The 23,706-nt window shown below is 67.6% G+C and carries 24 protein-coding genes and 1 rRNA gene; 2 read left to right on the forward strand and 23 right to left on the reverse strand.

Annotated elements, in window-relative coordinates; translation table 11 throughout:
* Positions 1-60: ribosomal RNA gene (locus BHQ18_RS16605) — 16S ribosomal RNA — on the reverse strand; the annotation flags it as partial.
* Positions 61-389: 329 nt separating this feature from the next.
* On the reverse strand, positions 390-1,643 hold the full coding sequence (murA, locus tag BHQ18_RS16610; RefSeq protein WP_069414747.1) for a UDP-N-acetylglucosamine 1-carboxyvinyltransferase: 1,254 nt from the start codon (positions 1,641-1,643) through the stop codon (positions 390-392).
* Between the two features lie 70 nt (positions 1,644-1,713).
* Between murA and BHQ18_RS16615 the strand changes: the two genes are divergently transcribed.
* Entirely contained in the window at positions 1,714-2,292 is a 579-nt protein-coding gene (locus tag BHQ18_RS16615) for a cob(I)yrinic acid a,c-diamide adenosyltransferase (RefSeq protein ID WP_069414748.1), read from the forward strand.
* On the opposite strand, the gene BHQ18_RS16620 is transcribed toward BHQ18_RS16615, so the two are convergent.
* The 17 genes from BHQ18_RS16620 to fadD1 form a co-directional block, all read right to left on the reverse strand.
* Positions 2,289-2,735 carry a DUF2550 domain-containing protein gene (locus BHQ18_RS16620; protein WP_069414749.1) on the reverse strand — a complete coding sequence of 149 codons (447 nt, stop codon included), beginning with the start codon at positions 2,733-2,735 and terminating at the stop codon, positions 2,289-2,291. The genes BHQ18_RS16615 and BHQ18_RS16620 overlap by 4 nt on opposite strands.
* A 10-nt stretch (positions 2,736-2,745) precedes the next feature.
* Complete coding sequence (locus BHQ18_RS16625) at positions 2,746-3,111, reverse strand: F0F1 ATP synthase subunit epsilon (RefSeq protein WP_069414750.1); 366 nt, start codon at positions 3,109-3,111, stop codon at positions 2,746-2,748.
* A 29-nt stretch (positions 3,112-3,140) separates the two neighbouring features.
* Complete coding sequence (gene atpD, locus BHQ18_RS16630) at positions 3,141-4,637, reverse strand: F0F1 ATP synthase subunit beta (RefSeq protein WP_069414751.1); 1,497 nt, start codon at positions 4,635-4,637, stop codon at positions 3,141-3,143.
* 15 nt (positions 4,638-4,652) lie between these two features.
* Complete coding sequence (locus tag BHQ18_RS16635) at positions 4,653-5,579, reverse strand: F0F1 ATP synthase subunit gamma (protein ID WP_069414752.1); 927 nt, start codon at positions 5,577-5,579, stop codon at positions 4,653-4,655.
* Positions 5,580-5,585: 6 nt separating this feature from the next.
* A complete protein-coding gene (gene atpA, locus BHQ18_RS16640) occupies positions 5,586-7,232 on the reverse strand; it encodes a F0F1 ATP synthase subunit alpha (RefSeq protein ID WP_069414753.1) in 1,647 nt (548 codons plus the stop codon).
* Between the two features lie 49 nt (positions 7,233-7,281).
* Entirely contained in the window at positions 7,282-8,619 is a 1,338-nt protein-coding gene (locus tag BHQ18_RS16645) for a F0F1 ATP synthase subunit B/delta (RefSeq protein WP_069414754.1), read from the reverse strand.
* Between the two features lie 6 nt (positions 8,620-8,625).
* Entirely contained in the window at positions 8,626-9,144 is a 519-nt protein-coding gene (locus BHQ18_RS16650) for a F0F1 ATP synthase subunit B (protein WP_069414892.1), read from the reverse strand.
* 8 nt (positions 9,145-9,152) lie between these two features.
* Entirely contained in the window at positions 9,153-9,398 is a 246-nt protein-coding gene (locus BHQ18_RS16655; RefSeq protein WP_069414755.1) for a F0F1 ATP synthase subunit C, read from the reverse strand.
* Between the two features lie 66 nt (positions 9,399-9,464).
* Positions 9,465-10,220 (reverse strand): F0F1 ATP synthase subunit A, encoded by a 756-nt coding sequence (gene atpB, locus BHQ18_RS16660; protein ID WP_069414756.1) that lies wholly within the window; start codon positions 10,218-10,220, stop codon positions 9,465-9,467.
* Entirely contained in the window at positions 10,217-10,663 is a 447-nt protein-coding gene (locus tag BHQ18_RS16665; RefSeq protein WP_069414757.1) for an ATP synthase subunit I, read from the reverse strand. Before BHQ18_RS16665 ends, atpB begins: the two co-directional genes overlap by 4 nt.
* Positions 10,664-10,899: 236 nt before the next feature.
* A complete protein-coding gene (locus tag BHQ18_RS16670) occupies positions 10,900-12,117 on the reverse strand; it encodes a glycosyltransferase family 4 protein (protein WP_205866127.1) in 1,218 nt (405 codons plus the stop codon).
* Position 12,118: 1 nt separating this feature from the next.
* Positions 12,119-12,772, reverse strand: a complete 654-nt coding sequence (locus BHQ18_RS16675) for an L-threonylcarbamoyladenylate synthase (RefSeq protein WP_069414758.1) — start codon at positions 12,770-12,772, stop codon at positions 12,119-12,121.
* The gene (gene prmC, locus BHQ18_RS16680) at positions 12,769-13,605 is read right to left on the reverse strand and encodes a peptide chain release factor N(5)-glutamine methyltransferase (protein WP_069414759.1); all 837 of its coding nucleotides are present in this window, start codon (positions 13,603-13,605) and stop codon (positions 12,769-12,771) included. The genes BHQ18_RS16675 and prmC overlap by 4 nt, the downstream gene beginning before the upstream one ends.
* Positions 13,602-14,696: a peptide chain release factor 1 gene (gene prfA, locus BHQ18_RS16685; RefSeq protein WP_069414760.1), complete on the reverse strand. Its 1,095-nt coding sequence runs from the start codon at positions 14,694-14,696 to the stop codon at positions 13,602-13,604. The genes prmC and prfA overlap by 4 nt, the downstream gene beginning before the upstream one ends.
* An 87-nt stretch (positions 14,697-14,783) precedes the next feature.
* On the reverse strand, positions 14,784-15,017 hold the full coding sequence (gene rpmE, locus BHQ18_RS16690) for a 50S ribosomal protein L31 (RefSeq protein WP_069414761.1): 234 nt from the start codon (positions 15,015-15,017) through the stop codon (positions 14,784-14,786).
* A 153-nt stretch (positions 15,018-15,170) separates the two neighbouring features.
* A complete protein-coding gene (locus BHQ18_RS16695; RefSeq protein WP_131815701.1) occupies positions 15,171-15,611 on the reverse strand; it encodes a hypothetical protein in 441 nt (146 codons plus the stop codon).
* Positions 15,612-15,690: 79 nt separating this feature from the next.
* A complete protein-coding gene (fadD1, locus tag BHQ18_RS16700; protein WP_069414763.1) occupies positions 15,691-17,265 on the reverse strand; it encodes a fatty-acid--CoA ligase FadD1 in 1,575 nt (524 codons plus the stop codon).
* Between the two features lie 100 nt (positions 17,266-17,365).
* Between fadD1 and BHQ18_RS16705 the strand changes: the two genes are divergently transcribed.
* The gene (locus BHQ18_RS16705; protein ID WP_069414764.1) at positions 17,366-17,971 is read left to right on the forward strand and encodes a TetR/AcrR family transcriptional regulator; all 606 of its coding nucleotides are present in this window, start codon (positions 17,366-17,368) and stop codon (positions 17,969-17,971) included.
* A 55-nt stretch (positions 17,972-18,026) separates the two neighbouring features.
* Here the strand turns inward: BHQ18_RS16705 and rho are convergent, their stop codons facing one another.
* The 4 genes from rho to BHQ18_RS16725 all read right to left on the reverse strand — a co-directional run bounded on the left by rho (position 18,027) and on the right by BHQ18_RS16725 (position 23,704).
* Positions 18,027-20,054: a transcription termination factor Rho gene (gene rho, locus BHQ18_RS16710; RefSeq protein WP_069414765.1), complete on the reverse strand. Its 2,028-nt coding sequence runs from the start codon at positions 20,052-20,054 to the stop codon at positions 18,027-18,029.
* A gap of 297 nt (positions 20,055-20,351) precedes the next feature.
* Positions 20,352-21,296 (reverse strand): homoserine kinase, encoded by a 945-nt coding sequence (gene thrB / locus BHQ18_RS16715; protein ID WP_069414766.1) that lies wholly within the window; start codon positions 21,294-21,296, stop codon positions 20,352-20,354.
* Between the two features lie 3 nt (positions 21,297-21,299).
* Positions 21,300-22,382 carry a threonine synthase gene (thrC, locus tag BHQ18_RS16720; RefSeq protein WP_069414767.1) on the reverse strand — a complete coding sequence of 361 codons (1,083 nt, stop codon included), beginning with the start codon at positions 22,380-22,382 and terminating at the stop codon, positions 21,300-21,302.
* Positions 22,379-23,704 carry a homoserine dehydrogenase gene (locus BHQ18_RS16725; RefSeq protein ID WP_069414768.1) on the reverse strand — a complete coding sequence of 442 codons (1,326 nt, stop codon included), beginning with the start codon at positions 23,702-23,704 and terminating at the stop codon, positions 22,379-22,381. The genes thrC and BHQ18_RS16725 overlap by 4 nt, the downstream gene beginning before the upstream one ends.
* Positions 23,705-23,706: the final 2 nt, after the last annotated feature.

A 23,706-nucleotide genomic window follows, 5' to 3' on the forward strand; every position in this document is an offset into this window, starting at 1 on the left:
TTGCATGTGTTAAGCACGCCGCCAGCGTTCGTCCTGAGCCAGGATCAAACTCTCCAAACAAAACCTAAAAGGCAATTCAGAAAAATCTGACCTCAAAACAAGACACCAAAAACTGGCATCAAAAAAAACCACACCCACAAACGGGAAAACAGGGCATGGCAAAAAACAAACAACAAACAAAAACCACCAAACACACTATTGAGTTCTCAAACAACACGCCCGGTTTTGGGGCAACCCTGCCAGTCTATAACGATCTGTCGGGCCACGTCAAGCCCCGTCCTCCAGTCCGATTGGCCTGGGGCCGTGGGCTTATGAGTAAGAGCCTACGCCATACCGGCGCATAACCCAAAGCGGGTCCCCGTCGACGGCATCCGCCCAGATGGGGACCCTCAGACCACCCTCTCGATCTCGGCGCCCAGGCTCTTGAGGTTCTCGACGAACAGGGGATAACCGCGGTCGATGTGGAAGACGTCGTGCACCTCGGTGTCGCCGTCGGCGACCAGACCCGCGAGCACCAGGCCGGCGCCGGCCCGGATGTCGGACGACCAGACGGGTGCGCTCGACAGCTGCGGGATCCCCCGGACCACCGCGTGATGACCGTCGGTCCTCGCGTCGGCCCCGAGTCGAACCATCTCCTCGACGAACCGGAACCGCGCCTCGAACACGTTCTCGGTGATCATCGACGTGCCGTCGGCGATCGCCGCCAGGGCGATCGCCATCGGCTGCAGATCGGTCGGAAAGCCCGGGAACGGCAGTGTCGCGACATTGACCGCCTTCGGGCGCTCGTACTGGGCGATCCGGAAGCCGTCGTCGCTCTGAGTCACGGTCGCGCCGGCGTCGTGGAGTTTGTGCAGCACCAACTGCAGGTGCTGCGGGTCCACACCGGTGACCGAGATGTCCCCGCGGGTGATCGCCGCGGCAATCCCCCACGTCGCGGCGACTATCCGGTCGCCGATCACCCGGTGCTCGGTGGGATAGAGCCGATCGACCCCGGTGATGGTCATCGTCGAGGTCCCGGCACCGGTGATCTGCGCACCCATCTGGTTGAGCATCGCGCACAGGTCCACGACGTCCGGCTCCCGTGCGGCGTTGTGGATGGTCGTCACACCCTCAGCCAGCACGGCGGCCATCAGGATGTTCTCGGTCGCCCCCACGGAAGGAAACTCCAGCTGGATCTCGGCGCCGCGGAGGTGGTCGGCCTCGGCAACCACGCATCCGTGTTCGATGTTGCAGCGGGCACCGAGCTGCCGAAGCCCAGCTTGATGCATGTCCAGCGGTCGCGAGCCGATCGCGTCGCCGCCTGGCAACGCCACCTTCGCCCTCTTACACCTGCCGACGAGCGGACCCAGCACACAGACCGACGCGCGGAACTGGCGAACCGCAGCAAAGTCCGCGTCGTACTTGGGCTCATCGGGCGAGGTGACCCGCACGATGTCGCCGTCCAGTTCCACGGTGGCTCCGAGTCCGCGCAGCACCTCGGCCATCAGCGGCACATCGAGGATGTCCGGGCAGTTGGTGATGGTGCTGGTGCCCTCTGCCAGGAGGGCGGCGGCCATCAACTTCAGAACGCTGTTTTTTGCTCCCCCGACGGCAACTTCGCCTGATAACCGGTTTCCGCCGGTCACCACGAATCGCTCGCTCACGCGGGTAAGTGTAAACAGCGCCGCGAACCATGTCAGTTTCCTCGGCAAGGCGTTCCGGTACGGTCTGTGCATGGCTGTCCATCTGACCCGGATCTACACGCGTACGGGTGATGACGGGACCACGGGGCTCAGCGATTTCAGCCGGGTGTCCAAGACCGACGTCCGGCTCGTGGCCTACGCCGATTGCGATGAGACCAATGCCGCCATCGGCGTGGCGATCGCGCTCGGCGCGCCAAGCGAGCAAATCTCCAAAGTTCTCAAGCAGATCCAGAACGATCTCTTCGATGCAGGCGCTGACCTGTCAACGCCCGTCGTCGAGAACCCTGAGCACCCGCCCCTGCGGATCACCCAGAGCTACATTGAGCGGCTAGAGAATTGGTGCGACGAGTTCAATGAGCCGTTGCCCGCGCTCAATTCGTTCGTCCTGCCCGGCGGTACCCCGCTGTCGGCGCTGCTGCACGTGGCCCGCACCGCGGCCCGTCGCGCCGAGCGGTCGGCCTGGGCCGCGGTTGATACGCACGGCGATTCGATCAGCGTACTGCCGGCCAAGTACCTGAACCGACTCTCGGATCTGCTGTTCATCCTGTCGCGGGTGGCCAACCCGGACGGGGACGTCCTCTGGCAGCCTGGCGGTCCGGCAACGGATTAGAAGTTGCGTCGGCGCGCCCGCGGCGACGGCCTGGACTCCAACCAGGACAGAAACGCGGTCAGCGCACCGCGATCCAGCGCGATCTCGTATCCCTGACGACGGTCGGGTCCAGTGTCACGGACCTCCAGCACGACGATCTCGTGCGTCATGATGTCGAATTCGTCGCCTCGGGGTGCGCGCCTCGACACGATCTCCAGGCCACGCCGGCTCAGCCGACGATCCGGCCACCACCGCAGACTCGACAACCGGTAGAAGCCGGCTTCGCCTCCGCGGTAACGCATCACGCCGTGACGCCACCCTTGTCCGCCGACGGCGGGAACGTCACGCAGAATCGCCGCGGTCCCACCCACCTGCCGCAATTTCCACAGCCGGTAACACAGAGCGACGACGACGAGCAGCAGGACGCAGATGAGCGCGACCATGAGGTACATGAGCGCGCTCATCGAGCGTCCGCTAGTCGATCTTGCCCAGGGCGCGAAGCCTCGCCCGACCCTTGGCGGCGGTCGCGGGGTCGTCGGACTCGGCGTCGCGCTCGGCAGCCGCTTCGTTGATCTCCGAATCGAATTCGGCGCTCTCGGCGAGCACGGTCACGAGCTCTTCGGTGACCGACAGGAATCCGCCGTCCACCGCGATCCGCAGGTCGTCCTCACCTTCGCGCTCGACACGCACCATGGCGTCGTCGACCAGCTGTGCCACGACCGGAATGTGGTTCGGCAGGATGCCGATCTCCCCGGCCGTGGTCCGGGTGAACAGGAAGGTGCCCGTGCCCGACCAGATCTTGCGGTCCACCGCGACGATCTCGATGTTCAGTTCGGCCATTTCACGCTGCCTTCCGGTGCCGCCGAAGGCTAGTCATCCTTCTTCTCACCATCGCCCGAACCCGAGCTGGCGTCCTCGAGCTTCACGCCGAAGGTCTCCGCCTTCTTGGCCAGATCGTCGAGGCCGCCGATGAGGAAGAACGCCTGCTCCGGCACGTGGTCGAATTCGCCCTTGGTGAGGCGGTCGAACGCCTCGATGGTCTCCTTGACCGGCACGGTCGAACCCGGCTGCCCGGTGAACTGCTCGGCCGCCATCATGTTCTGCGACAGGAAGCGCTCGATACGACGCGCCCGGTTGACCAGCTGCTTGTCCTCCTCGGACAGCTCGTCGATACCGAGGATCGCGATGATGTCCTGAAGGTCCTTGTAACGCTGCAGGATTCGGATGACTTCCTGGGCGACGCGGTAGTGCTCGTCGCCCACGATCGCCGGGTCGAGAATCGTCGAGCTCGACGCCAGCGGGTCCACCGCCGGGAAGATGCCCTTGGAGAACACCGAACGGCTCAGCTCGGTGGTCGCGTCGAGGTGGGCGAACGTGGTCGCCGGCGCCGGGTCGGTGTAGTCGTCGGCGGGCACGTACACGGCCTGCATCGAGGTGATGGACCGGCCGCGGGTCGAGGTGATGCGCTCCTGCAGCTCACCCATCTCGTCGGCCAGCGTCGGCTGGTAGCCCACCGCGGACGGCATACGTCCGAGCAGCGTCGACACCTCGGAACCGGCCTGGGTGAACCGGAAGATGTTGTCGATGAACAGCAGCACATCCTGGCCCTGCTCGTCGCGGAAGTACTCGGCCATGGTCAGCGCCGACAGCGCGACGCGCATACGCGTGCCGGGCGGCTCGTCCATCTGACCGAACACCAGCGCGGTGTCCTTGAGCACGTCGGCCTCGCCGAGCTCGACCCACAGGTCGTTGCCCTCACGGGTGCGCTCGCCCACGCCGGCGAACACCGAAGTGCCGCCGAAGTTCCGAGCGATACGGTTGATCATCTCCTGGATCAGCACCGTCTTGCCCACACCGGCACCGCCGAACAGCGCGATCTTGCCGCCACGCACGTACGGGGTCAGCAGGTCGACGACCTTCAGACCGGTTTCCAGCATCTCGGTGCGCGGTTCGAGCTCGTCGAAGGCCGGCGGCTTGCGGTGGATCGGCCAGCGGTCGAAGTCCTTGCCGTACTCGGGGTCGTCGAGGCAGGCGCCCAGCGCGTTCCACACGTGGCCCTTGGTCCCGTCACCGACGGGCACCGAGATGGGCCGTCCGGTGTCGACGACGTCGACGCCGCGCACCAGGCCGTCGGTCGGCTGCATCGAGATGCAGCGCACCAGGTTGTCGCCGAGGTGCAGCGCCACTTCGAGGGTCAGCGTCTTGGCGAGCTCCTCGAAGGTCACCTCGGCGTGCAGAGCGTTGAACAGCTCCGGCACCGAGCCACGGGGGAATTCGACGTCGACGACCGGGCCCGTCACCCGGACCACTCGGCCGTTGATGTCCTTCTTGCTTGAGCTGCTGGTCTTTTCAGCGGTAGCGGTCATGTCTTCTTCTTCCTATTAACGACTGGCGTCGGCCAGCGCGTTGGCGCCACCGACGATCTCGCTGATTTCCTGGGTGATCTGGGCCTGCCGCTCCCGGTTGGCCTCGAGGGTGAGCGCCTTGATGAGGTCGTCGGCGTTGTCGGTCGCCGACTTCATCGCGCGCTGGCGCGCCGCCAGCTCCGAGGCCGCCGCCTCCAGCAGCGCCGCGTACACCCGGGTCGCCAGGTAGCGCGGCAGAAGCGCGTCGAAAAGCGTTGTCGCGTCGGGTTCGAACGAGTACAGCGTGCGCGGCCCGGTCTCTTCCTCGCCGACGTACTCGACGACCATCGGAGCGATCCGGTTGGCCACCGGTGTCTGCGACATCATCGACTTGAACTCGGTCGAGACGATGTGCAGTTCGTCGAGGCCGAGGATGCCGTCGGCACCGGGGTCGTCGCCTTCGTCGTCAGCGCCCGCCATGAACGCCTCGACCAGGGTTGACGCGATCTCCTGTGCGTTCTCGTAGGTCGGCTGCTCGGAGAAGCCGTTCCACGAGTCGGTGATCTCCCAGTTGCGGAACCGGTAGTAGTTCAGCGCCTTCCGCCCCACCGCGTAGACGAAGGGCGTCTTGCCCTCGCTCCGCAGAAGCGCGAACAGCTCCTCGGCGCGCCGGAAGACGTTCGAGTTGTACCCGCCGGCCAGACCACGGTCCGACGAGATCACCAGCACGCCGGCCCGCTTGGGCTCGTCGCGCTCGACGAGCAGCGGGTGGTCCAGCGCGGCCTCGGCGGCCAGCGTGGTGAGCATCGACGTGATGTCGAACGCGTACGGGCGCGCCGCGTCGAGCCGGGCCTGCGCCCGGCCGATGCGCGAGGTCGCGATCAGCTCCTGGGCCTTGGTGATCTTCTTGATCGACCCGGCGGAGCGGATCCGACCGCGTAACTCTCGGAGTGTGGCCGCCATTGCTACCTACTTCTTCTTCGGAGCGGGCTTGCGAACCTTGACCGTTTCCTTCTCGAGGTCCTCTTCGTCCAACGCTTCTACGTGCTCTTCGGGGACAACCGAGCTGCCGTCGGAGGCGGAGAAGCCCTTCTTGAAGTTGTTGACCGCGTCGGTCAGCTTCTCGGCGAGTTCGTCACCGAGCTTCTGCGACTCGCGGATCGAGTTGAGGATGCCGTCGTCGGCGCCCCGCAGGTGGTCGAGGAACTCGCTCTCGAAGCGCTGCACGTCCTCCACCGGCACCGAGTCCAGGTGGCCCTGCGTGCCGAGGAAGATCGAGACGACCTGCTCCTCGACGGCCAGCGGCTGGTACTGCGGCTGCTTGAGCAGCTCCACCAGCCGCGCGCCGCGCTCCAGCTGAGCCTTCGAGGTGGCGTCCAGGTCCGAGGCGAACGCCGCGAACGACTCCAGCTCGCGGTACTGCGAAAGATCCAGTCGCAGTGAGCCGGCCACTTCCTTCATCGCCTTGATCTGCGCGGCGCCGCCCACGCGGGACACCGACACACCGACGTTGATGGCCGGTCGCACACCCTGGTTGAACAGATCGGACTCCAGGAAGCACTGCCCGTCGGTGATCGAGATGACGTTGGTGGGGATGTAGGCCGAGATGTCGTTGGCCTTGGTCTCGATGATCGGCAGGCCGGTCAGCGAGCCGCCACCGAGTTCGTCGGAGAGCTTCGCGCAACGCTCCAGCAGCCGCGAGTGCAGGTAGAACACGTCGCCCGGGAAGGCTTCGCGGCCCGGCGGGCGGCGCAGCAGCAGCGAGATCGCGCGGTAGGCGTCGGCCTGCTTGGACAGGTCGTCGAACACGATCAGGACGTGCTTGCCGTTGTACATCCAGTGCTGGGCGATCGACGAACCCGTGTAAGGGGCAAGCCATTTGAAGCCGGCCGAATCCGACGCGGGGGCTGCGACGATCGTGGTGTACTCCATCGCGCCGCCCTCTTCGAGCGCACGCGCGACCGCGGCGATGGTGGTGCCCTTCTGACCGATCGCGACGTAGACGCAGCGAACCTGCTGCTTCTCGTCGCCGGTCTCCCAGTTCTTGCGCTGGTTGAGGATCGTGTCGACGCACACCGCGGTCTTGCCGGTCTTGCGGTCGCCGATGATGAGCTGACGCTGACCGCGACCGATCGGCGTCATGGCGTCGATGGCCTTGATGCCGGTCTGCAGGGGCTCACCGACACCCTGGCGCTGCACCACCGAAGGCGCCTGGATCTCCAGGGCACGGCGGGTTTCGGCCTCGATGTCGCCCTTACCGTCGATGGGCTGGCCGAGCGGGTTGACGACCCGGCCGAGGAACGCGTCGCCGACCGGCACCGACAGCACCTCGCCGGTCCGCTTGACCTGCTGGCCCTCTTCGATCTTCTCGAAGTCGCCGAGGATCACGGCGCCGACGCTGTGCTCGTCGAGGTTCAGCGCGACGCCGAGCACACCACCGGGGAACTCGAGCAGTTCCTGCGTCATCACCGAGGGCAGACCCTCGACGTGGGCGATGCCGTCGCCGGCGTCGATGACCGTGCCGATTTCCTCGCGCGCGGTGTCGGCGGTGAAACCGGAGACGTACTCCTCGATCGCACCCTGGATGTCGTCAGCGGAGATGGTCAACTCTGCCATGGCTTTTCGTCTTCCTGCTTCTACGGTGTGGGTCTTTGGTGTGGGTGGGTCAGTCCGGCAGTTTGGTCTCGGCGGCGGCGAGCTTGGATGACAGCGTGCCGTCGATCACCTCGTCGCCGACGGCGATGTTCAGCCCGCCGAGCAGTTGGGGGTTGATGTGCAGCTGCACCGACACCGGGTGGGCGTAGATGCGGCTCAGCACCTCGGTGAGCCGGGTGCGTTGCGCGTCGCTGAGTTCGGCGGCGGCGCTGACATGCGCGACCACTTCACCGCGACGGGCCACGGCCAGCTCCGCGAGATCGAGGACCGCCTCGTCGGCACGTTCCCCGCGCAGCAGCTCGATGGTCTGCGAAAGCAGTTGCGCGGCCAGCTTGTTGGCGCCGGTACCGCTGCCGAGCACGTTCTTCAGCAGCGCCAGCCGCCCCTCGGCCGGCGCCGTGTAGTCACCGAGCAGGGTGGCCAGGCGCGGCTCGGAGTCCAGGACCCGGCCGAACCGGAACAGCTGCTCCTCGACATCGGCGGCGGCGTCCTCGCGCTCCGCGCGCACCAGCAGTGCGAGACGCGCCACGTGCTCGACGGCGTCCACCAGGTTGTCGTTGGTCGACCACCGGCCCGACACTGCGGCCTTGAGCACCTCGAGCGCCGGATCGCCGACCTTGTCGCCGATCAGCCGTTCGAGCAGCCTGACCTTCGGCTGTGCATTGTCCGAGGGGTCGGCGAGGTGGCGGGTCAGGATGTGTTCGCGCGACAGCAGTTTGACCACCGAGGCCAGCTCGTCGGCCAGCTTGGAGAGGTCGTCGGGCTGTAGCCCGGACGTGACGTCGTCGAACTTCTCGACCAGCGCACCCAACGATTCCCGGCTTGCCGAGCGCAGGCGCGAGGTGGCCCTGTCCTCTACGACGGCCTCCGACGGCGCCATCGCGTCGAGTTCGTCGAGGAACCGGTCCACTGTCGCGGACTGTTCGCCGGGATCCGAGACGAACTCGCGCACGAGTTCGCCTGCCCGCGTGATCGATTCGCGGCCCAGATCCGCCCGCAGCTGACGGATCAGCTGGGCGCGCTGCAGTTGGACCTGCTGTTCGCCCTGCACCTTGATCCGCTCGACTTCGGCATCGGCCTGGTCACGCAGCTGCTGGAGGATGCGCTTGGCGTCGGCCGCGGCCTCCTCGGTCAGCCGCCCGGCCTCGGACTTGGCCCGCTCCACGGCCTTTTCGTGTGCCTTCGTGGCCTCTTCGAGCCGCTTCTTGGCCTCGGCACTTTCGTCGAGCTGGTTGCGGACGTTCTCCTGCTGGCTGGCCATCGCCTTGCGCACCGGCGGGACGACGAAGCGCACCAACAGGAACACGATGACAACGAACCCGAGGAGCTGACCGATGAATGTCGACACTTTGAGTTACCGCTCCTGCCCTGATGTGACCGGCACGGTACGAGTGGTCACCTCGACACCGAGCACCCTGCTGGCCAGCGTCCGCGACAGCGAGTCGACCGATGACCGCAGATCGCCGGAGATCGCGTCCGACTGCTGTTTGAGTTGCTCCTCGGCCCGCGCCATGGTGGCCGCCGCTTCCTCGGAGGCACGACCACGCATGTCGTCGACGATCTTTCGGCCTTCGGTCCGCGCTTCGTCACGGACGCGGGAAGCCTCGCCGCGCGCCTTGGCCATCTCGGATTCGTAGTCCGCCTCGGCGGCCGAGAACTGATCTGCGGCCTTACGGCTGTCCTCGGTCGTCTGCTTGACCATGGCCTCGCGCTCGTGCAGCACCTTGGAGATGGGCGGAACAACCCATTTCGCGATCACGCCGAGCACGATCAGGAAGATGATCAGCACGAAGATGAAGGTGCCGTTGGGGATGAGGAAGTTGCTCTGGCCCCCTTCCTCAGCCGCCAACAGAACGATGTCCGAGTCAGCCATGACGGGCATTAAGCAACCGGGGTGGCGAAGACGAACAGCGCCATGAACGCCAGGTTGATGAAGTACATGGCCTCCACCAGACCGACGGTGATGAAGAACGGCACGAACAGCCGGCCCTGAGCCTCTGGCTGACGGGCGACGCCGCTCACCAGTGCGCTACCCACGACACCGTCGCCGATCGCGGCACCGATGGCGCCACCACCGAGCAGAAGTCCACCGCCGATGAGTGCGCCGGCAGCGATAGTGGGATCCATTTTTCTATCCTCCTTGATAACTGGTAGCGGAACTACCAGGTGATTGGTCGAGCACTTGCGATTGGATCAATGGTGTTCGTCTTCGAGCTCCATCGACTGGCCGAAGTACAGGATGGTCAGCAGCGCGAAGATGAAGGCCTGGATCGCGCCGATGAACAACTCGAAGGACTTCCACAGCGCGTTGGGCGCCCACATGATGTAGGCCGGGAACAGCGCGATGATCGTGACCATGATGCCGCCGGCGAACACGTTGCCGAAAAGTCGGAGTGAGAGCGAGACGGGCTTGGCGATCTCCTCGACGAGGTTGATCGGGGCCAGGAAGGCCACGTGTCCCTTCAGCAGTCGGACCGGGTGGCCCAGCGGACCGCGGCGCCAGAACCCGGCGGCGTGGTAGCAGACGAAGACGAACAGGCCGAGCGCCACAACGAAGTTGATGTCGGAGGCCGCCGGTTTGAGCACCTCGTGGATACCGGTCTCGTCCCGGTACTGCCACGGGAAGACCGAGAGCCAGTTCGCGACCAGGATGTAGACGAACAACGTGACGGCCAGCGGCAGCACGAACGGAGCGATGCGCATGCCGATCGCCGACTCGATCTGGTTGCGGACCTGGACCGTGATCGCTTCCCAGAACAGCTGCACTCCGCTCGGGACGCCACTCGAGGTGACTTTTGCCCGCAGGTAGAACGCCAGCGCGAGCACGATCACCGCGGCGATCGAGGCCGACAGCAACGTGTCGGTGTTAACGGTCAACCCGAACCAATCCGCCTCGGTGTGCGTGCCGACATGAATACCGGAGTCGGCGGCAAGGATCGTTTCGGTCATGGTTGGGCGGTCTCCCCTTCGGATTCGTCAACGGCACCAGCTCGCAGTTTCCTGGCAACGGGCAACGCGGTCGTGAAGACCAGCAGCATCTGGAACAGGGCCATGCCGAAGACCACACCGAGGCCTTCGGGCCTGAACACGAACGCGATCACCAGACCGATCACGGTCAGGATCATCAGTCGCACGGCGGAGTTCACCGCCATCTTGCTCTTGAGCGGATGGGCGTGGGCGGTGATCTTGAGCGCGGACCGGCGCACCATCACCGCGTTGATCAACCCGAGTCCGAGGCCGACCCCGAAGAACAGGCCGACCGTCAGGTGTCCGAGCAGAGCGGTGCCCAGGGTCGCCAGACCGGTGAGCGCTACGCAGATTGCCAGCAGGCGCACCGGACGGAAGGCGACCGACGGCAACACCAGTGGCGCGTCTTGCGCTGGCGTCGTCACTACTTCACCTCAATCCGCGGTCACGGTAGTTGCCCGAGTGGTTTGCGTGCGTGCGCCCAAAAGCGTATCGGAGGGCGTTTGGCTCGCTGGAATCACCCACGGGGCAGCTCCCTTTGTCGGTCGTAGTTCCGTGCCGATCGGTTGTTCACCGAGGGCCCGGGGGCCGGCAACCCGCGAGGTTTTTTCGGGTTCTGTCTGAACCTTAACACATGGTGGGAGGCACAAAAGAGGGTCTACTACTTTTCGTCGTACATTTCCTCGAACTGCCCGTTTCTGCGGCGCAGCAACGGAATCAAGGTCACGATGACGGCGACCACAATCGCCGCCAACATGACCGCCCCGCTGTAGCGGGGGTCGAAGAAGATCGTGCTGGCCGCACCGAAGCAGACGATGCTCACCCACAGGTAGATCAGCAGCACCACCCGCCGGTGGGAGTGCCCGATCTGCAGCAGCCGGTGGTGCAGGTGCATCTTGTCGGGCGTCGTGAAATGCACGCCCGCGCGGGTGCGCCGGATGATCGCCAGCAGGGTGTCGAGGGCGGGCACGAACATCACCGCGATCACGAGCAGGAACGGCGACAGGAGCGCGAACACGTCACGCACGCCGTACGCGGTTTGCGAGATCGGGCCGGCCGCGGTCGTCGAAGCCGCCGCCAGCATCAGCCCGATCAGCATCGAGCCCGAGTCGCCCATGAAGATCTTGGCGGGGTGGAAGTTGTGCGGCAGGAAGCCCAGACAGACGCCGGCCAGCACCACCGAGATCACCGCGGGCGGGTAGAACAGCACGTCGCCACCGTGGTCGCGCAGCAACCCGACCGAGAAGATGCAGATCGCCGACGCGGTGATCAGCCCGAGTCCGGCGGCCAGCCCGTCGAGGCCGTCGATGAAGTTCATCGCGTTGACGATCGACACGGTCAGCGCAAGTGTCAGCAGGATCGACGACACCTGGTCGAGCACGATGGTGCCGACGCCGCCGATCGGGATGTAGAGCACGCTCCACGCCACCCCCATGGTGACGAGCACGCTGGCCGCGGTGATCTGCCCGGCGAACTTGGTCAGCGAGTCCAGCCCCCAACGGTCGTCGATCAGCCCGACGACCATGATCAGGCCGCCGGCGACGACCACGGCGGGCATGCCGCTCGAATAGACGAAGCCCCGGGTCAGCGCCGGCAGCTGAGAAGCCAGCAGCACCCCGACCGCCACACCGATGTACATCGCCAGCCCGCCCATGCGCGGGATCGGCGCGGAGTGCACGTCGCGGTCGCGCGGGATCGCCACCGCACCGACCCGGCGGGCCAGCACCCGGACCCAGCCGGTGGCGAAGTAGGTGACGATCGCCGAGGCAAGACCGACGAGCGCCAGCTCGCGGATGGGCACGCCTGCGCCGCGTTCGTTGAGCGCAAGCAGGGTGTCGGCCGCGGAGACCACCGGTGCACCGTACTGCACGACGCTCAAGTCAGTCCGTCAGCGATTCGGGTTCGACGCCGAGTACGTCGGCGACGGCCGCCGCGGTGATCGGGCCCTGCCGCAGCACGCGCGGGTGGGCGCCGGTCAGGTCGACGATCGTCGACGCGGCCTGTTGCTGGGACGGTCCGGCGTCGAGGTAGACCTCGACGAGGTCGCCGAGCTGCTCGCGGGCCTCGGCCGCGGTGACGGCGGCGGGCCGGCCGGAGATGTTGGCGCTCGAGACCGCCATCGGGCCGACCTCCCGCAACAGTTCGATGGCCACCGGGTGCAGCGGCATGCGCAGCATCACCGTGCCGTGCGCGTCGCCGAGGTCCCACTGCAGCGACGGTGCCTGGCGGACCACCAGGCTCAGCGCCCCCGGCCAGAACGCGCGGATGAGTTCGCGCGCGGACTGCGGAACGTTGTAGACCAGACCTTCGATGGTGTGCCACGAGCCGACCAGCACCGGTACCGGCATGTCGCGACCGCGGCCCTTGGCGGCCAGCAGCGATGCCACCGCGTCGCTGTCGAACGCGTCGGCGCCGACTCCGTACACGGTGTCGGTGGGCAGCACCACGAGGCGACCGCCCTTGAGCGCGCTGATCGCCGAGGCGATACCGGTCGCGCGCTGGTCGGTGTCGGAGCAGTCGAACAGGTTGGTCACATCGCCCTCCGTGCCGTCACGAACCTCGGGCGCCCGGCGAGATCCAGCCGGGCGGTGATGTCATCGAAAGCGCCTGTGCGGGTGAAGGACTCGACGGTGCGCGACGAGGTGGTGTCGTCGTGTTCGACGGCGCAGAACCCGTCGTCGACCAGCCACCGGGCCGCCAGCGCGGTGATCGCGTCGATGACCCGCATCCCGTCCGGTCCGCCGAACAGCGCGTGCGCCGGATCATGTTCGGCCACTTCGGGTTCCAGGGCTGCCCCGTCGGGAATGTAGGGCGGGTTGGCGACGACGAGGTCGACGGCGCCGTCGAGTTCGGGCAGCAGGCCGGGGGCGGTGACGTCGACTTCGACGAGTTCGACCTGCGTGCCGGCGACGTTGCAGCGGGCGTACTCGAGGGCCCTCGTGGAATCGTCGACGGCCAGCACCCGGGCGGCCGGCAGATGCCGGGCCAGCGCGAGCGCCAGCGCACCGGTGCCGGTGCACAGGTCGACGACGACGGGGTTCTCCGGCAGGTTCCGCGTCATCGCCCACTCGAGCAGCGCCTCGGTCTCCGGGCGCGGGATGAACACCCCGGGTCCGACGTGCACCTCGACCGGGCCGAACGGCGCGGTACCGACCAAGTGCTGCAACGGGATCCGCCGGGCCCGCCGGGTAATCAGGTCGTCGTACCGGTCGGGGAAGTCGGGGCCGGCGTCGATCAGCGGCAGCCGGCCGCGGTCGGCGCCGGCGACATGGGCGGCCAGCAGCTCGGCGTCGACGCGCGGCGCGGGCACCCCCGCCTCGGCCAGCGTCACCGCCGCAGCGTCGATGAACTGGCTCAGCCGGGTCATGCCTGCTGCAGCCTCGCCTGCTTGTCGGCGGCGGCCAGGGCGTCGAACAGGTCGTCGAGTTCGCCGTCGAGCACCTGGTCGAGGTTGTGGGCCTTGAAGTTGATCCGATGGTCGGCGATCCGGTTCTCCGGGAAGTTGTACGTGCGGATGCGTTCGCTGCGGTCGACGGTGCGGATCTGGCTGGCCCGGTCGGCCGACGCGTCGGCCTGCGCCTGCTCCTCGGCCATCGCCTGCAGCCGCGCGGCCAGCACCTGCATCGCGCGCGCCTTGTTCTGCAGCTGTGACCGCTCGTTCTGGCAGGTGACGACGATGCCGGTGGGCAGGTGGGTGATGCGCACCGCCGAGTCGGTGGTGTTGACGCCCTGTCCGCCCTTGCCTGAGGACCGGTACACGTCGATGCGCAGATCCGACTCGTCGATCTGCACTTCCTCGATCTCGTCGGGTTCGGGATACACCAGGACGCCGGCCGCCGAGGTGTGCACCCGGCCCTGCGACTCGGTGACGGGCACGCGCTGCACGCGGTGCACGCCGCCCTCGAACTTCAGCCGGGACCAGACGCCGTCGGCGGCGTCCCCCTTGCTGCGGATCGACAGGGTGGCGTCTTTGTAGCCGCCGAGATCGGAGAACGTCTCGTCGAGCACGGTGACGGTCCAGCCGTGCCGTTCGGCGTACCGGATGTACATGCGGGCCAGGTCGGCGGCGAACAGCGCGGACTCCTCGCCGCCCTCCCCCGACTTGACCTCGAGGACGATGTCGTCGGCGTCATGCGGGTCGCGCGGCGCCAGCAGGTCGGTGAGCTGGGTGTCGAGTTGTGCGACGGTGGCGGTCAGCTCGTCGACCTCGGCCGCGAACGACGCGTCGTCGGCGGCCAGTTCCTTCGCGGCTTCGAGGTCGCCGCGCGCGGTCTCCAGCTTGCGGTACGTCGCGACGATCGGCGAGATCTGCGCGAATCGTCGGCCCACCTTGCGGGCCATGCCGGCGTCGGCGTGCAGGTTCGGATCGGACAGCTGACGCTCGAGGTCGGCATGCTCGGCCAGCAAGGCGTCGATCGATCCCCCCGGCTGCGCCGGGAGGTCAGCGCGAGCACTCATGTCGACCTCCTCTGGTGAGCTTCCTGTAGACACAAACCGACGCCCGGCCTGGCCGCGGGTGCGGCAGATCGGGCGTCGGGGTGGAAGCTACTTGTCCGCAGCCTTGTCTGCCGACTTGCGCTTGCCGTAGCGCTTCTCGAAGCGGGCGACGCGGCCGCCGCTGTCGAGGATCTTCTGCTTGCCGGTGTAGAAGGGGTGGCACTGCGAGCAGACCTCGACGTGGATCTGTCCACTCTGCTTGGTGCTGCGCGTGGTGAACGAGTTGCCACAGCCGCAGTGCACGGTCGTCTCGACGTAGTCAGGGTGAATACCCGTTTTCATGGTTTCCTCTTCGATCGTGGCTCCGGGTCGCCCCTCCACAACATGGAGGTGACGGGCGTGAACCGGAACCGAGGGTCGGCGATCCATTATGCCAGCTCAACCGCCAGTGTCCTAAACGCGTGCGCATGGGCCGGTATTCCGGTGCGCGCCTGCTCAGAGCAGCCCACCACCGCCCAGCAGGCCGCGGCGTTCCCGGTCGCCGGTCTGCGGCGACTGATTGGGGAACGGCGCACGTGTCTCCGGCGCGACGCTCATCGGCGCCCTGGTCTGGGGCGGGGGTAGTTCGGTCAACGTGCGCTCGGGTGCGGTGCTCACCGGCGACGGCGGCGCAGCGGGTGCTTCGGCCGCGGGCGCTGCCGGCGCGGACGGCGGCGCTTCGGCGGGCGGGTCAACCGGGGCCGGTTCAGCGGGCGGCGGCTCGACAGGAGTCGGCTCAGGGGCCGGCGGGGTGGTCGCCGGTGCGCTGGTCGACGTGGTCGCGGTCGCCGCGGGCGTCGGGTTGAGCGGTGCGTCCGTCGACTCGACGGGACCGGTGCGCATCAGCAGGAGCACGATCGCCACAGTCGCGCTCGCCGTTGCTGCCGCGATCACCATCGACCACAATTTTGTTTGCTTACCGGTTGTGCGCCTGCGGTGCGCTCCACCCTTGCGCATGAACCGATCCTACATAGCGCTAATCGGCGGCCCAGTGGTATTTGCTGCCGTCGCGGTGCAGGAGTTTTCTGCCGGCGGTACGGGTGCCGAGCGCGATGAGTTCGCGTTTCAAGATCTTGTTGGTCGCGGTGCTGGGCAGGTCGTCGGCGATCCAGAGGTATCGCGGCCAGGCCTTCGGCGACAGGTCACGTTGGGCGGCCAGGAACTGCTCGAACGTCTCGGGGGTGACCTCGGCGCCGTCCCGGAGCACCGCGGCGGCCATCACCTGGTCGCCGACGAGTTCGTCGGGCACCGGGTACACCGCGACGCGGTTGATCGCCGGCAGGCGCAGCAGGATGCGCTCGATCGGCGCGGTCGCCAGGTTCTCGCCGTCGACGCGCATCCAGTCGGCGGTTCGCCCGGCGAGGTAGATGAAGCCGTCGGCGCCGCGGTACGCCAGATCGCCCGACCAGTACATGCCGTGGCGCATCCGCTCGTCGGTGGCGTCGCGGTCGTTGTAGTAGCCGCGGAACAGGCCGCTGCCGTCGGTGTTGACCAACTCCCCGACCGCGACGTCGGCGTTGGTCAGCGCGCCGTTGGCGTCGAACTCGGCGACGGGACATTCGGTCACGGTCTCGCTGTTGTAGATCGCCACACCCGGAAAACCTTGGCCGATGGACCCTTTCGGGGTGTCCGGGGTGCGGGTGATGATCACCGCGTTCTCGGTCGAGCCGAAACCGTCGTCGACGACGACGTCGAACCGCCGGGCGAACTCCTCGATGTCGCGGTCGGTGGCTTCGTTGCCGAACGCGACGCGCAGCGGGTTGTCCCGGTCGTCGGGGCGCTCGGGCGTGGCGAGCACGTAGGCCAGCGGTTTGCCGACGTAGTTCATGTAGGTGACGCCGTAGCGGCGGATGTCGTCGAGGAAGCGCGACGCGGAGAACTTCGCGGGGACCATGGCGGCGCCGGCGACCAGGGCCGGCGCCCAGCCGCCGACGACGGCGTTCGAGTGGAACATCGGCATCGACAGGTAACAGGTGTCGCCGCGGGTGAGCTCGAACCGTTCGGCGAGTGCGGTGCCGGCGAACAGCGGCATCATGTGGGCGACCTGCACGGCCTTCGGGTCGCCGCTGGTGCCGGAGGTGAAGATCATCATGAAGGTGTCGTCGACGCCGACCGTGCGGTGCGGCGCGAACGCCGGCGCGGCGCCCACGAACTCGGTCCAGGCGGGCTGTGAGGTGTCGAAGACGGTGACGCCGGGCAGGTCGAGACCGTCGAGCAGTGGACGGTGCTCGGCGTCGGTGATCAGGAACTGGCAGTGCACCTTGAGGATGTCGCGCGCCAACGCCTCCCCGCGGCGGGTGGTGTTGATCCCGCACAGCACATAGCCGCCGACCGCGGCCGCCGCGAGCGCGCCCAGGATGTCGGGGGTGTTGCCCAGCAGAACTCCGACGTGCAGGGGGCGGTTCGGATCGGCGGCCGCGATGAGGGCCGCGGCCTGGGCGCGCGCGTCGGCGACGTACTCGCGGTATGACCAGGCGCGGTCCCCGTACCGGACGGCGACCGAGTCGTCCTCGGCGCGCTCGCCGAGCAGCTGCTGGAGCGTGTCCGCCATGGCGCACCTCTCGACAGTGAACAGATCTCGGGGTGTGTCTACCATGACACAATGCGGTGATCGGCCCACTTGACGCGAGACCAACTGAGGAGTCGACCTGGTGACGAGCGGCACGGCGACCAAGAACGTCCGCGATCGCCTGATTGACGCGGCGGAAGTCTGTCTGCGCGCCAAAGGGATTCGGTCGACGACGGTGTCGGAGGTGGCCGAGGCCGCGGGTGTGTCGCGCGCGTGGCTGTACCGGCATTTTCCGGACAAGGTGACGCTGCTCGGCGCGGCGATCGTCCGGCTGAACGACGCGTACTGGTCGGAGGCCCACGCGATGCTCGAGCGTGTCGAGGGCCTCGACCGCCAACTGACGGCGGGCATCCTGCACGGGCGCACCGCCTACGACGATCCCGGCGCCCTGCTGATGAAGCTGCGCATCGAGGAGCCCGAGGAGTTCGCCGCCTGCGCGGGCGCCGGCGTTCAGGGCCTGGTTCCCGACCTGGCGGATTTCTGGTCGCGCTATCTGATCGCGGCGCGCGAGACCGGTGAGATCCACCCCGACACCGATATCGCCGAGGCATCGGAATGGCTTGCCCGCGTGCTGATCTCGATCGCCACGGTGCCGGGTGACACGCTGGACCCCGGTGACGCCGACGCGGTACTGCGGTACCTACGCCGTTACGTGACGCCGGGATTGCTCGCCGCCCCCGCCGAGTGATTTCGGTGCCGCCGGTGGCGCTGAGCGCAACCAGCGGCACCGAAGTCGCCGAAAATTAGTCGGCGTCCGCCGAACCCGGGGCGGTCTTGGAGACCTGGACCAGGAACTCGTAGTTGTTCTTGGTCTTGCGCAGCTGGCTCATCAGCAGGTCGATGGCCTGGTGCGGGTCGAGCCCGGACAGCACGCGACGAAGCTTGTGCACGACCGCGAACTCATCCGCGGACAGCAGCAGCTCGTCCTTGCGGGTGCCGGACGGGTTGACGTCGACGGCCGGGAAGACCCGGCGCTCGGCGATCTTGCGGTCGAGTTTGAGCTCGGCGTTGCCGGTGCCCTTGAACTCCTCGAAGATCACCGTGTCACCGGTCGAACCGGTCTCCACCATGGCGGTGGCGACGATGGTCAGCGAGCCGCCCTCTTCGATGTTGCGCGCCGCGCCCAGGAACCGCTTCGGCGGATAGAGCGCGGTCGAGTCGACACCACCGGAGAGGATGCGACCCGAGGCCGGCGACGCGTTGTTGTACGCGCGGCCGAGACGGGTGATCGAGTCCAGCAGCACGACAACGTCCTTGCCCTGTTCGACCAGGCGCTTGGCCCGCTCGATCGCCAACTCGGCGGCCTGGGTGTGATCGGACGGCGGACGGTCGAAGGTCGAGGCAATGACCTCGCCCTTGACCGAGCGCTGCATGTCGGTCACTTCTTCCGGACGCTCGTCGACGAGCACCACCATCAGGTGGCATTCCGGGTTGTTCGTGGTGATCGCGTTGGCGATGTCCTGCATGATCGTCGTCTTACCGGCCTTCGGCGGGGACACGATCAGCGCGCGCTGACCCTTGCCGATCGGCATGATCAGATCGATCACGCGCGTCGTCAGCTTGTCGGGCGAGGTCTCCAGGCGCAGCCGCTGGTTCGGGTACAGCGGGGTCAGCTTGTTGAAGTCGGGCCGCTTCTTGGCCTCCTCGACCGGCTTGCCGTTGACGGTGTCGAGGCGGACCAGCGGGTTGAACTTCTGGCGCGGATTCTGACCGCCGCCGTCGCCGCCCTCCTTGGGCACCCGCACCGCACCGGTCACCGCGTCACCGCGGCGCAGGCCGTTCTTGCGCACCATGTTCATCGACACGTAGACGTCGTTGGGTCCGGCGAGGTAGCCGGAGGTGCGGACGAACGCGTAGTTGTCGAGGACGTCGAGGATGCCCGCGACGGGCTGCACGACGTCGTCGTCACGCAGTTCGGTCTCGCCGCCGCCACCGTCGCCGCCGCGTTCACGGCGCCTGCGGTCCCGGAACCGGCGGCCGCGTCGACCGCCGCGGCCGTCGCCGTCGTCGTCGTTGTTGTTGTTGCGGTTCTGGTCGCCCTGTTGATCAGAGGACTGCTGGTCGCCGTCGGACTTGTTCTCCGACTTGGCCGACCTCTGGCTGCGGTCGCCCTGATTGCGGTCACCCTGGCTGCGGTCGCCCTGATTGCGGTCACCCTGGCTGCGATCGCCCTGGTCCTTGGCGCCCTCAGCTTTGTCGCCGGCGTCCTTGGCGTCGTCGCCCTTGGCCTGGTTGCCTTTGGCATCGCTGTCGTTGGCCGCTTGGGTGTCGGCGCCCTCGCCGGCGCCGTCGGACGGCGCGGACGCGTCCTGCCCGACCGGTGCGCCCGCGGTGCGCGACGCGCCGCGGCGCTGGCGGCGAGGCGGCGAGGCTTCGGCATCAGCGTTCTCGGCGGCCGGCTTCTCGGCCGCCGGCGCTTCGGCTGCCGGCGCTTCGGCTGCCGGTTCCGCGGCCGCCGCGCGCGGCTGCTTGCCGCGCCCGTTGGCGTCACCTCGACGCTCACGGATGGCCGCGACAAGTTCGCTCTTGCGCATACCCGATGCGCCCTCGACGCCGATTTCCTTGGCCAGGGCGCGCAGTTCCGGCAGCACCATCGTGGACAGGGACGCGGCGCGGTCGCCGGATGCGACGTCGGCCGTCGGTGCGGTCTCAGCGGTGGGCGTTTCAGCCGCCCCGCCCGCTGCCGCAGAAGTTGTATCTGGACTCACGGTGTCCGACAGCGCACCGTTGTCGCTGCTGCCCCCAGCCGTGAACAGGTCCGTATCAGTCACGGAGTTCCTTTCTTTCCCTCGCTGAACAAGTCATGCGGGGATTCGGTGCGCTCAGCTGATCCACTGAACGCGTGGGCTCCACCATTTCCTCTGCAACGGTGATAGCCGGGACCCGCCGCTGTGCGGCGAACCGTCAATCCACGAGTAGCCCCAAAGGGAAATGAGTGGTGTCCTAGTGTCGGCGCAGGTAGAGACGCTGCGATTGCCTGACGAAAGCGAGAATATCCCGCATCGCTGCGGGAATCAAGGAAGACGTGCGTGTCGTGTGGCTTCCGTGAATCCGGGCCGGCACCGATGTCAACTCCGAACTGCGACGCCAGACGTCCAACGGACACCGTTCCCGACGGTCATCTCGCTGACGGTGAACCCGTTCGCGGTGGCGAACTCGAGGGCTTCGGCCGGCAACTTCGGCGTCGTGCTCAGCGCCAATACCGAGGGGCCGGCCCCCGAGAGCACCGCCGCACAGCCACAACGCCGCAAGACCCGCAGGTATTCCGCGGACGCGGGCATCGCCGCGGCCCGCTGAGGCTGGTGCAGGACGTCCTCGGTGGCGGCCATCAGCAGATCGGGCCGTTCAGTGAGCGCCACAACCAGCAACGCAGCGCGGCTCACGTTGAACCGGGCGTCGGCGTGGCTGACATGGTCGGGCAGCAGCACGCGGGTCTCCGCGGTCGACGACCGCTGGGTCGGGATGCCGGAGAACAGGCGGATGTCGGGGTGCACGCGGATCGGCGCGGCGGCGTACCGCGGCGCCGCTCCGTCGTCCTCGGTCCACGACACCACTCCCCCACCCAGCACCGCGGCCGACGCGTTGTCCGGATGTCCCTCGAACTCCGAGGACAACTGGACCAGTTGCTGTTCGGTCAGCGGAGTCAAACCCGCCTGCGCGACAAGCCCGTTGACGACGGCCAACCCGCCGACGACCGCGGCCGCCGAGGACCCGAGGCCCCGCGAGTGCGGAATGTCGTTGCGGCAGCGCACCGTCATGCCCGCGGCGGTGACACCGGCCGCCTGCAGACCCCGGTCGATCGCGCGGACCACCAGGTGGCTCGCGTCGAGCGGGACCTGCCCCGCGCCTTCACCCTCGACCTCAACGGTCAACCCGGATTCGGTTGTCTCGACGACGATTTCGTCATAGAGACCGAGCGCGATCCCGAGGCTGTCGAAACCCGGTCCGAGGTTGGCGCTGGAGGCGGCGACGACGGAGGTCGCGGTGAGTCCGACGGGTAGTGCGTGAGTCACCGGCTAGCCCAGACCCAACTTCTCGACGACGGCGACGGGGTCGACGGGCACCGGGATCACCTGCGGCATGCCCTTCAGCGCGGTGTCGGGATCCTTGAGACCGTTGCCGGTCACCGTGCACACGACCGTCGACCCCTTGGCCACCCAACCGTCCTCGATGGACTTGAGCAGACCGGCGATGCTGGCCGCCGACGCCGGTTCGACGAACACGCCTTCGGTGCGGGCGACCAGGTGGTAGGCCGACAGGATCTCCTCATCGGTGGCGGCCAGGAAGCGGCCGTTGGACTGCTGCTGAGCCTCCACCGCGGTCGCCCACGATGCGGGTGAGCCGATCCGGATGGCGGTGGCGATGGTCTCCGGGTCGCTGACCGGCGCGCCGTGCACCAGCGGGGCGGCTCCGGCGGCCTGCGTGCCCAGCATCCGGGGCAACCGGTCGGCCAACCCGTCGCGGTGGTACTCGGTGTAGCCCTTCCAGTACGCGGTGATGTTGCCTGCGTTGCCGACCGGCAGGGAGTGCACATCGGGCGCGGTGCCGAGCGCGTCGACGATCTCGAAGGCGGCGGTCTTCTGCCCTTCGATGCGGAACGGGTTGACCGAGTTGACCAGCGACACGGTCGGGAAGTCGGCGGTCAGCTTGCGCGCCAGCTCCAGGCAGTCGTCGAAGTTGCCGTCGACCTGAATGATCTTGGCGCCGTGCATGACTGCCTGCGCCAGCTTGCCCATCGCGATCTTGCCCTGCGGCACCAGCACCGCACAGGTGATGCCGGCCCTGGCGGCGTAGGCGGCCGCCGAGGCCGAGGTGTTGCCCGTCGAGGCGCACAGCACCGCCTGCTGGCCGTGCGCGACCGCTTCGGTGACGGCCATCGTCATACCGCGGTCCTTGAACGAACCGGTCGGGTTGAGACCCTCGACCTTCAGATGCACGGTGCAGCCGGTGAATTCGGAGAGCCGGGGGGCCGGCAGCAACGGTGTGCCGCCTTCGCGCAGGGTGATCGGGGTCCAGTTGTCCTGGACCGGAAGACGGTCCCGGTACGCGGCGATCAGCCCCGGCCAGGGCTGGTGCACGGTCTGCGACGGGGTGCTCATTCGGTCGTTCCTTCCATGCGCAGCACGCTGTTGATGGCCTGCACCACTTCGAGATCCGCGAGCGCCTCGACGGTCTCCGACAGCGCGGCGTCGTTGGCCTGGTGGGTGACCACGACGATGCGTGCCCCGCACCGCTGACCACCCTCGTCGACCATGCCCTCCTGGCGCACCTCGGCGATACTGACCTCACGCTTGGCGAATTCGGCTGCCACCGCAGACAGCACACCCGGCCGGTCGGCGACGTTCATGTTGACGTAGTAGCGGGTCGGGATGAACCCGATCGGCGCGATCGGCAGCTTGGCGTACTTGGACTCCCGGGGCCCGCGGCCGCCCTGCACGCGGTTGCGCGCGGCCATCACCAGGTCGCCCATCACCGCCGACGCTGTCGGCGCACCGCCGGCGCCCTGGCCGTAGAACATCAGCCGGCCGGCCGCCTCGGCCTCGACGACCACGGCGTTGAAGGCGCCGTTGACCGAGGCCAGCGGGTGGTCCAGCGGCACCAGCGCCGGGTAGACGCGCGCCGAAACACGTTGTTGGCCTTCGTCTGAGGTGAGGCGCTCGCAGATCGCCAGCAGCTTGATGGTGCAGCCCAGAGCCCGTGCGGATTCGAAGTCGGCGGCGGTGACCTTGGTGATGCCCTCGCGGTAGACGTCGTCGGCGGTGACCCGGGTGTGGAACGCGATCGAGGCGAGGATCGCCGCCTTGGCCGCGGCGTCGTAACCCTCGACGTCGGCGGTCGGGTCGGCCTCGGCGTATCCGAGCGCGCCCGCGTCGGCCAGCGCGCTGGCGTAGTCCGCGCCGGTGGAGTCCATCTCGGAGAGGATGTAGTTGGTCGTGCCGTTGACGATGCCGGCCACGCGCACCACGCTGTCGCCGGCCAGCGACTGGGTCAGCGGGCGGATCACCGGGATCGCACCGGCTACCGCGGCCTCGAAATACAGGTCGACGCGGGCGTTTTCGGCGGCTTGGGCCAGTTCGCCGGTGGAGACCGCCATCAGCGCCTTGTTGGCGGTGATCACCGACTTGCCCTGTTCGAGCGCGGACAGGATGGCCTTGCGCGCCGGCTCGACCGGACCCATCAGTTCGACGACGATGTCGACGTCGTCGCGGGAGACCAGATCGTCGATGTTGTCGGTCAACAAGTCGACGGGTACACCGCGGTCTTCGGCGACGCGCCGCACACCGACACCCCGCAACTGCAGCGGTGCGCCGATGCGGGCGGCCAGGTCGTCGGCGCTCTCCTCGATGATGCGCACCACCTGGCTGCCGACGTTTCCCAGACCGAGGACCGCTACGCCGATCGGCTTCTCAAGGTCAGTCATCG

Source organism: Mycolicibacterium flavescens (genome assembly GCF_001722335.1).
In the GTDB taxonomy this organism is placed as follows: domain Bacteria; phylum Actinomycetota; class Actinomycetes; order Mycobacteriales; family Mycobacteriaceae; genus Mycobacterium; species Mycobacterium flavescens.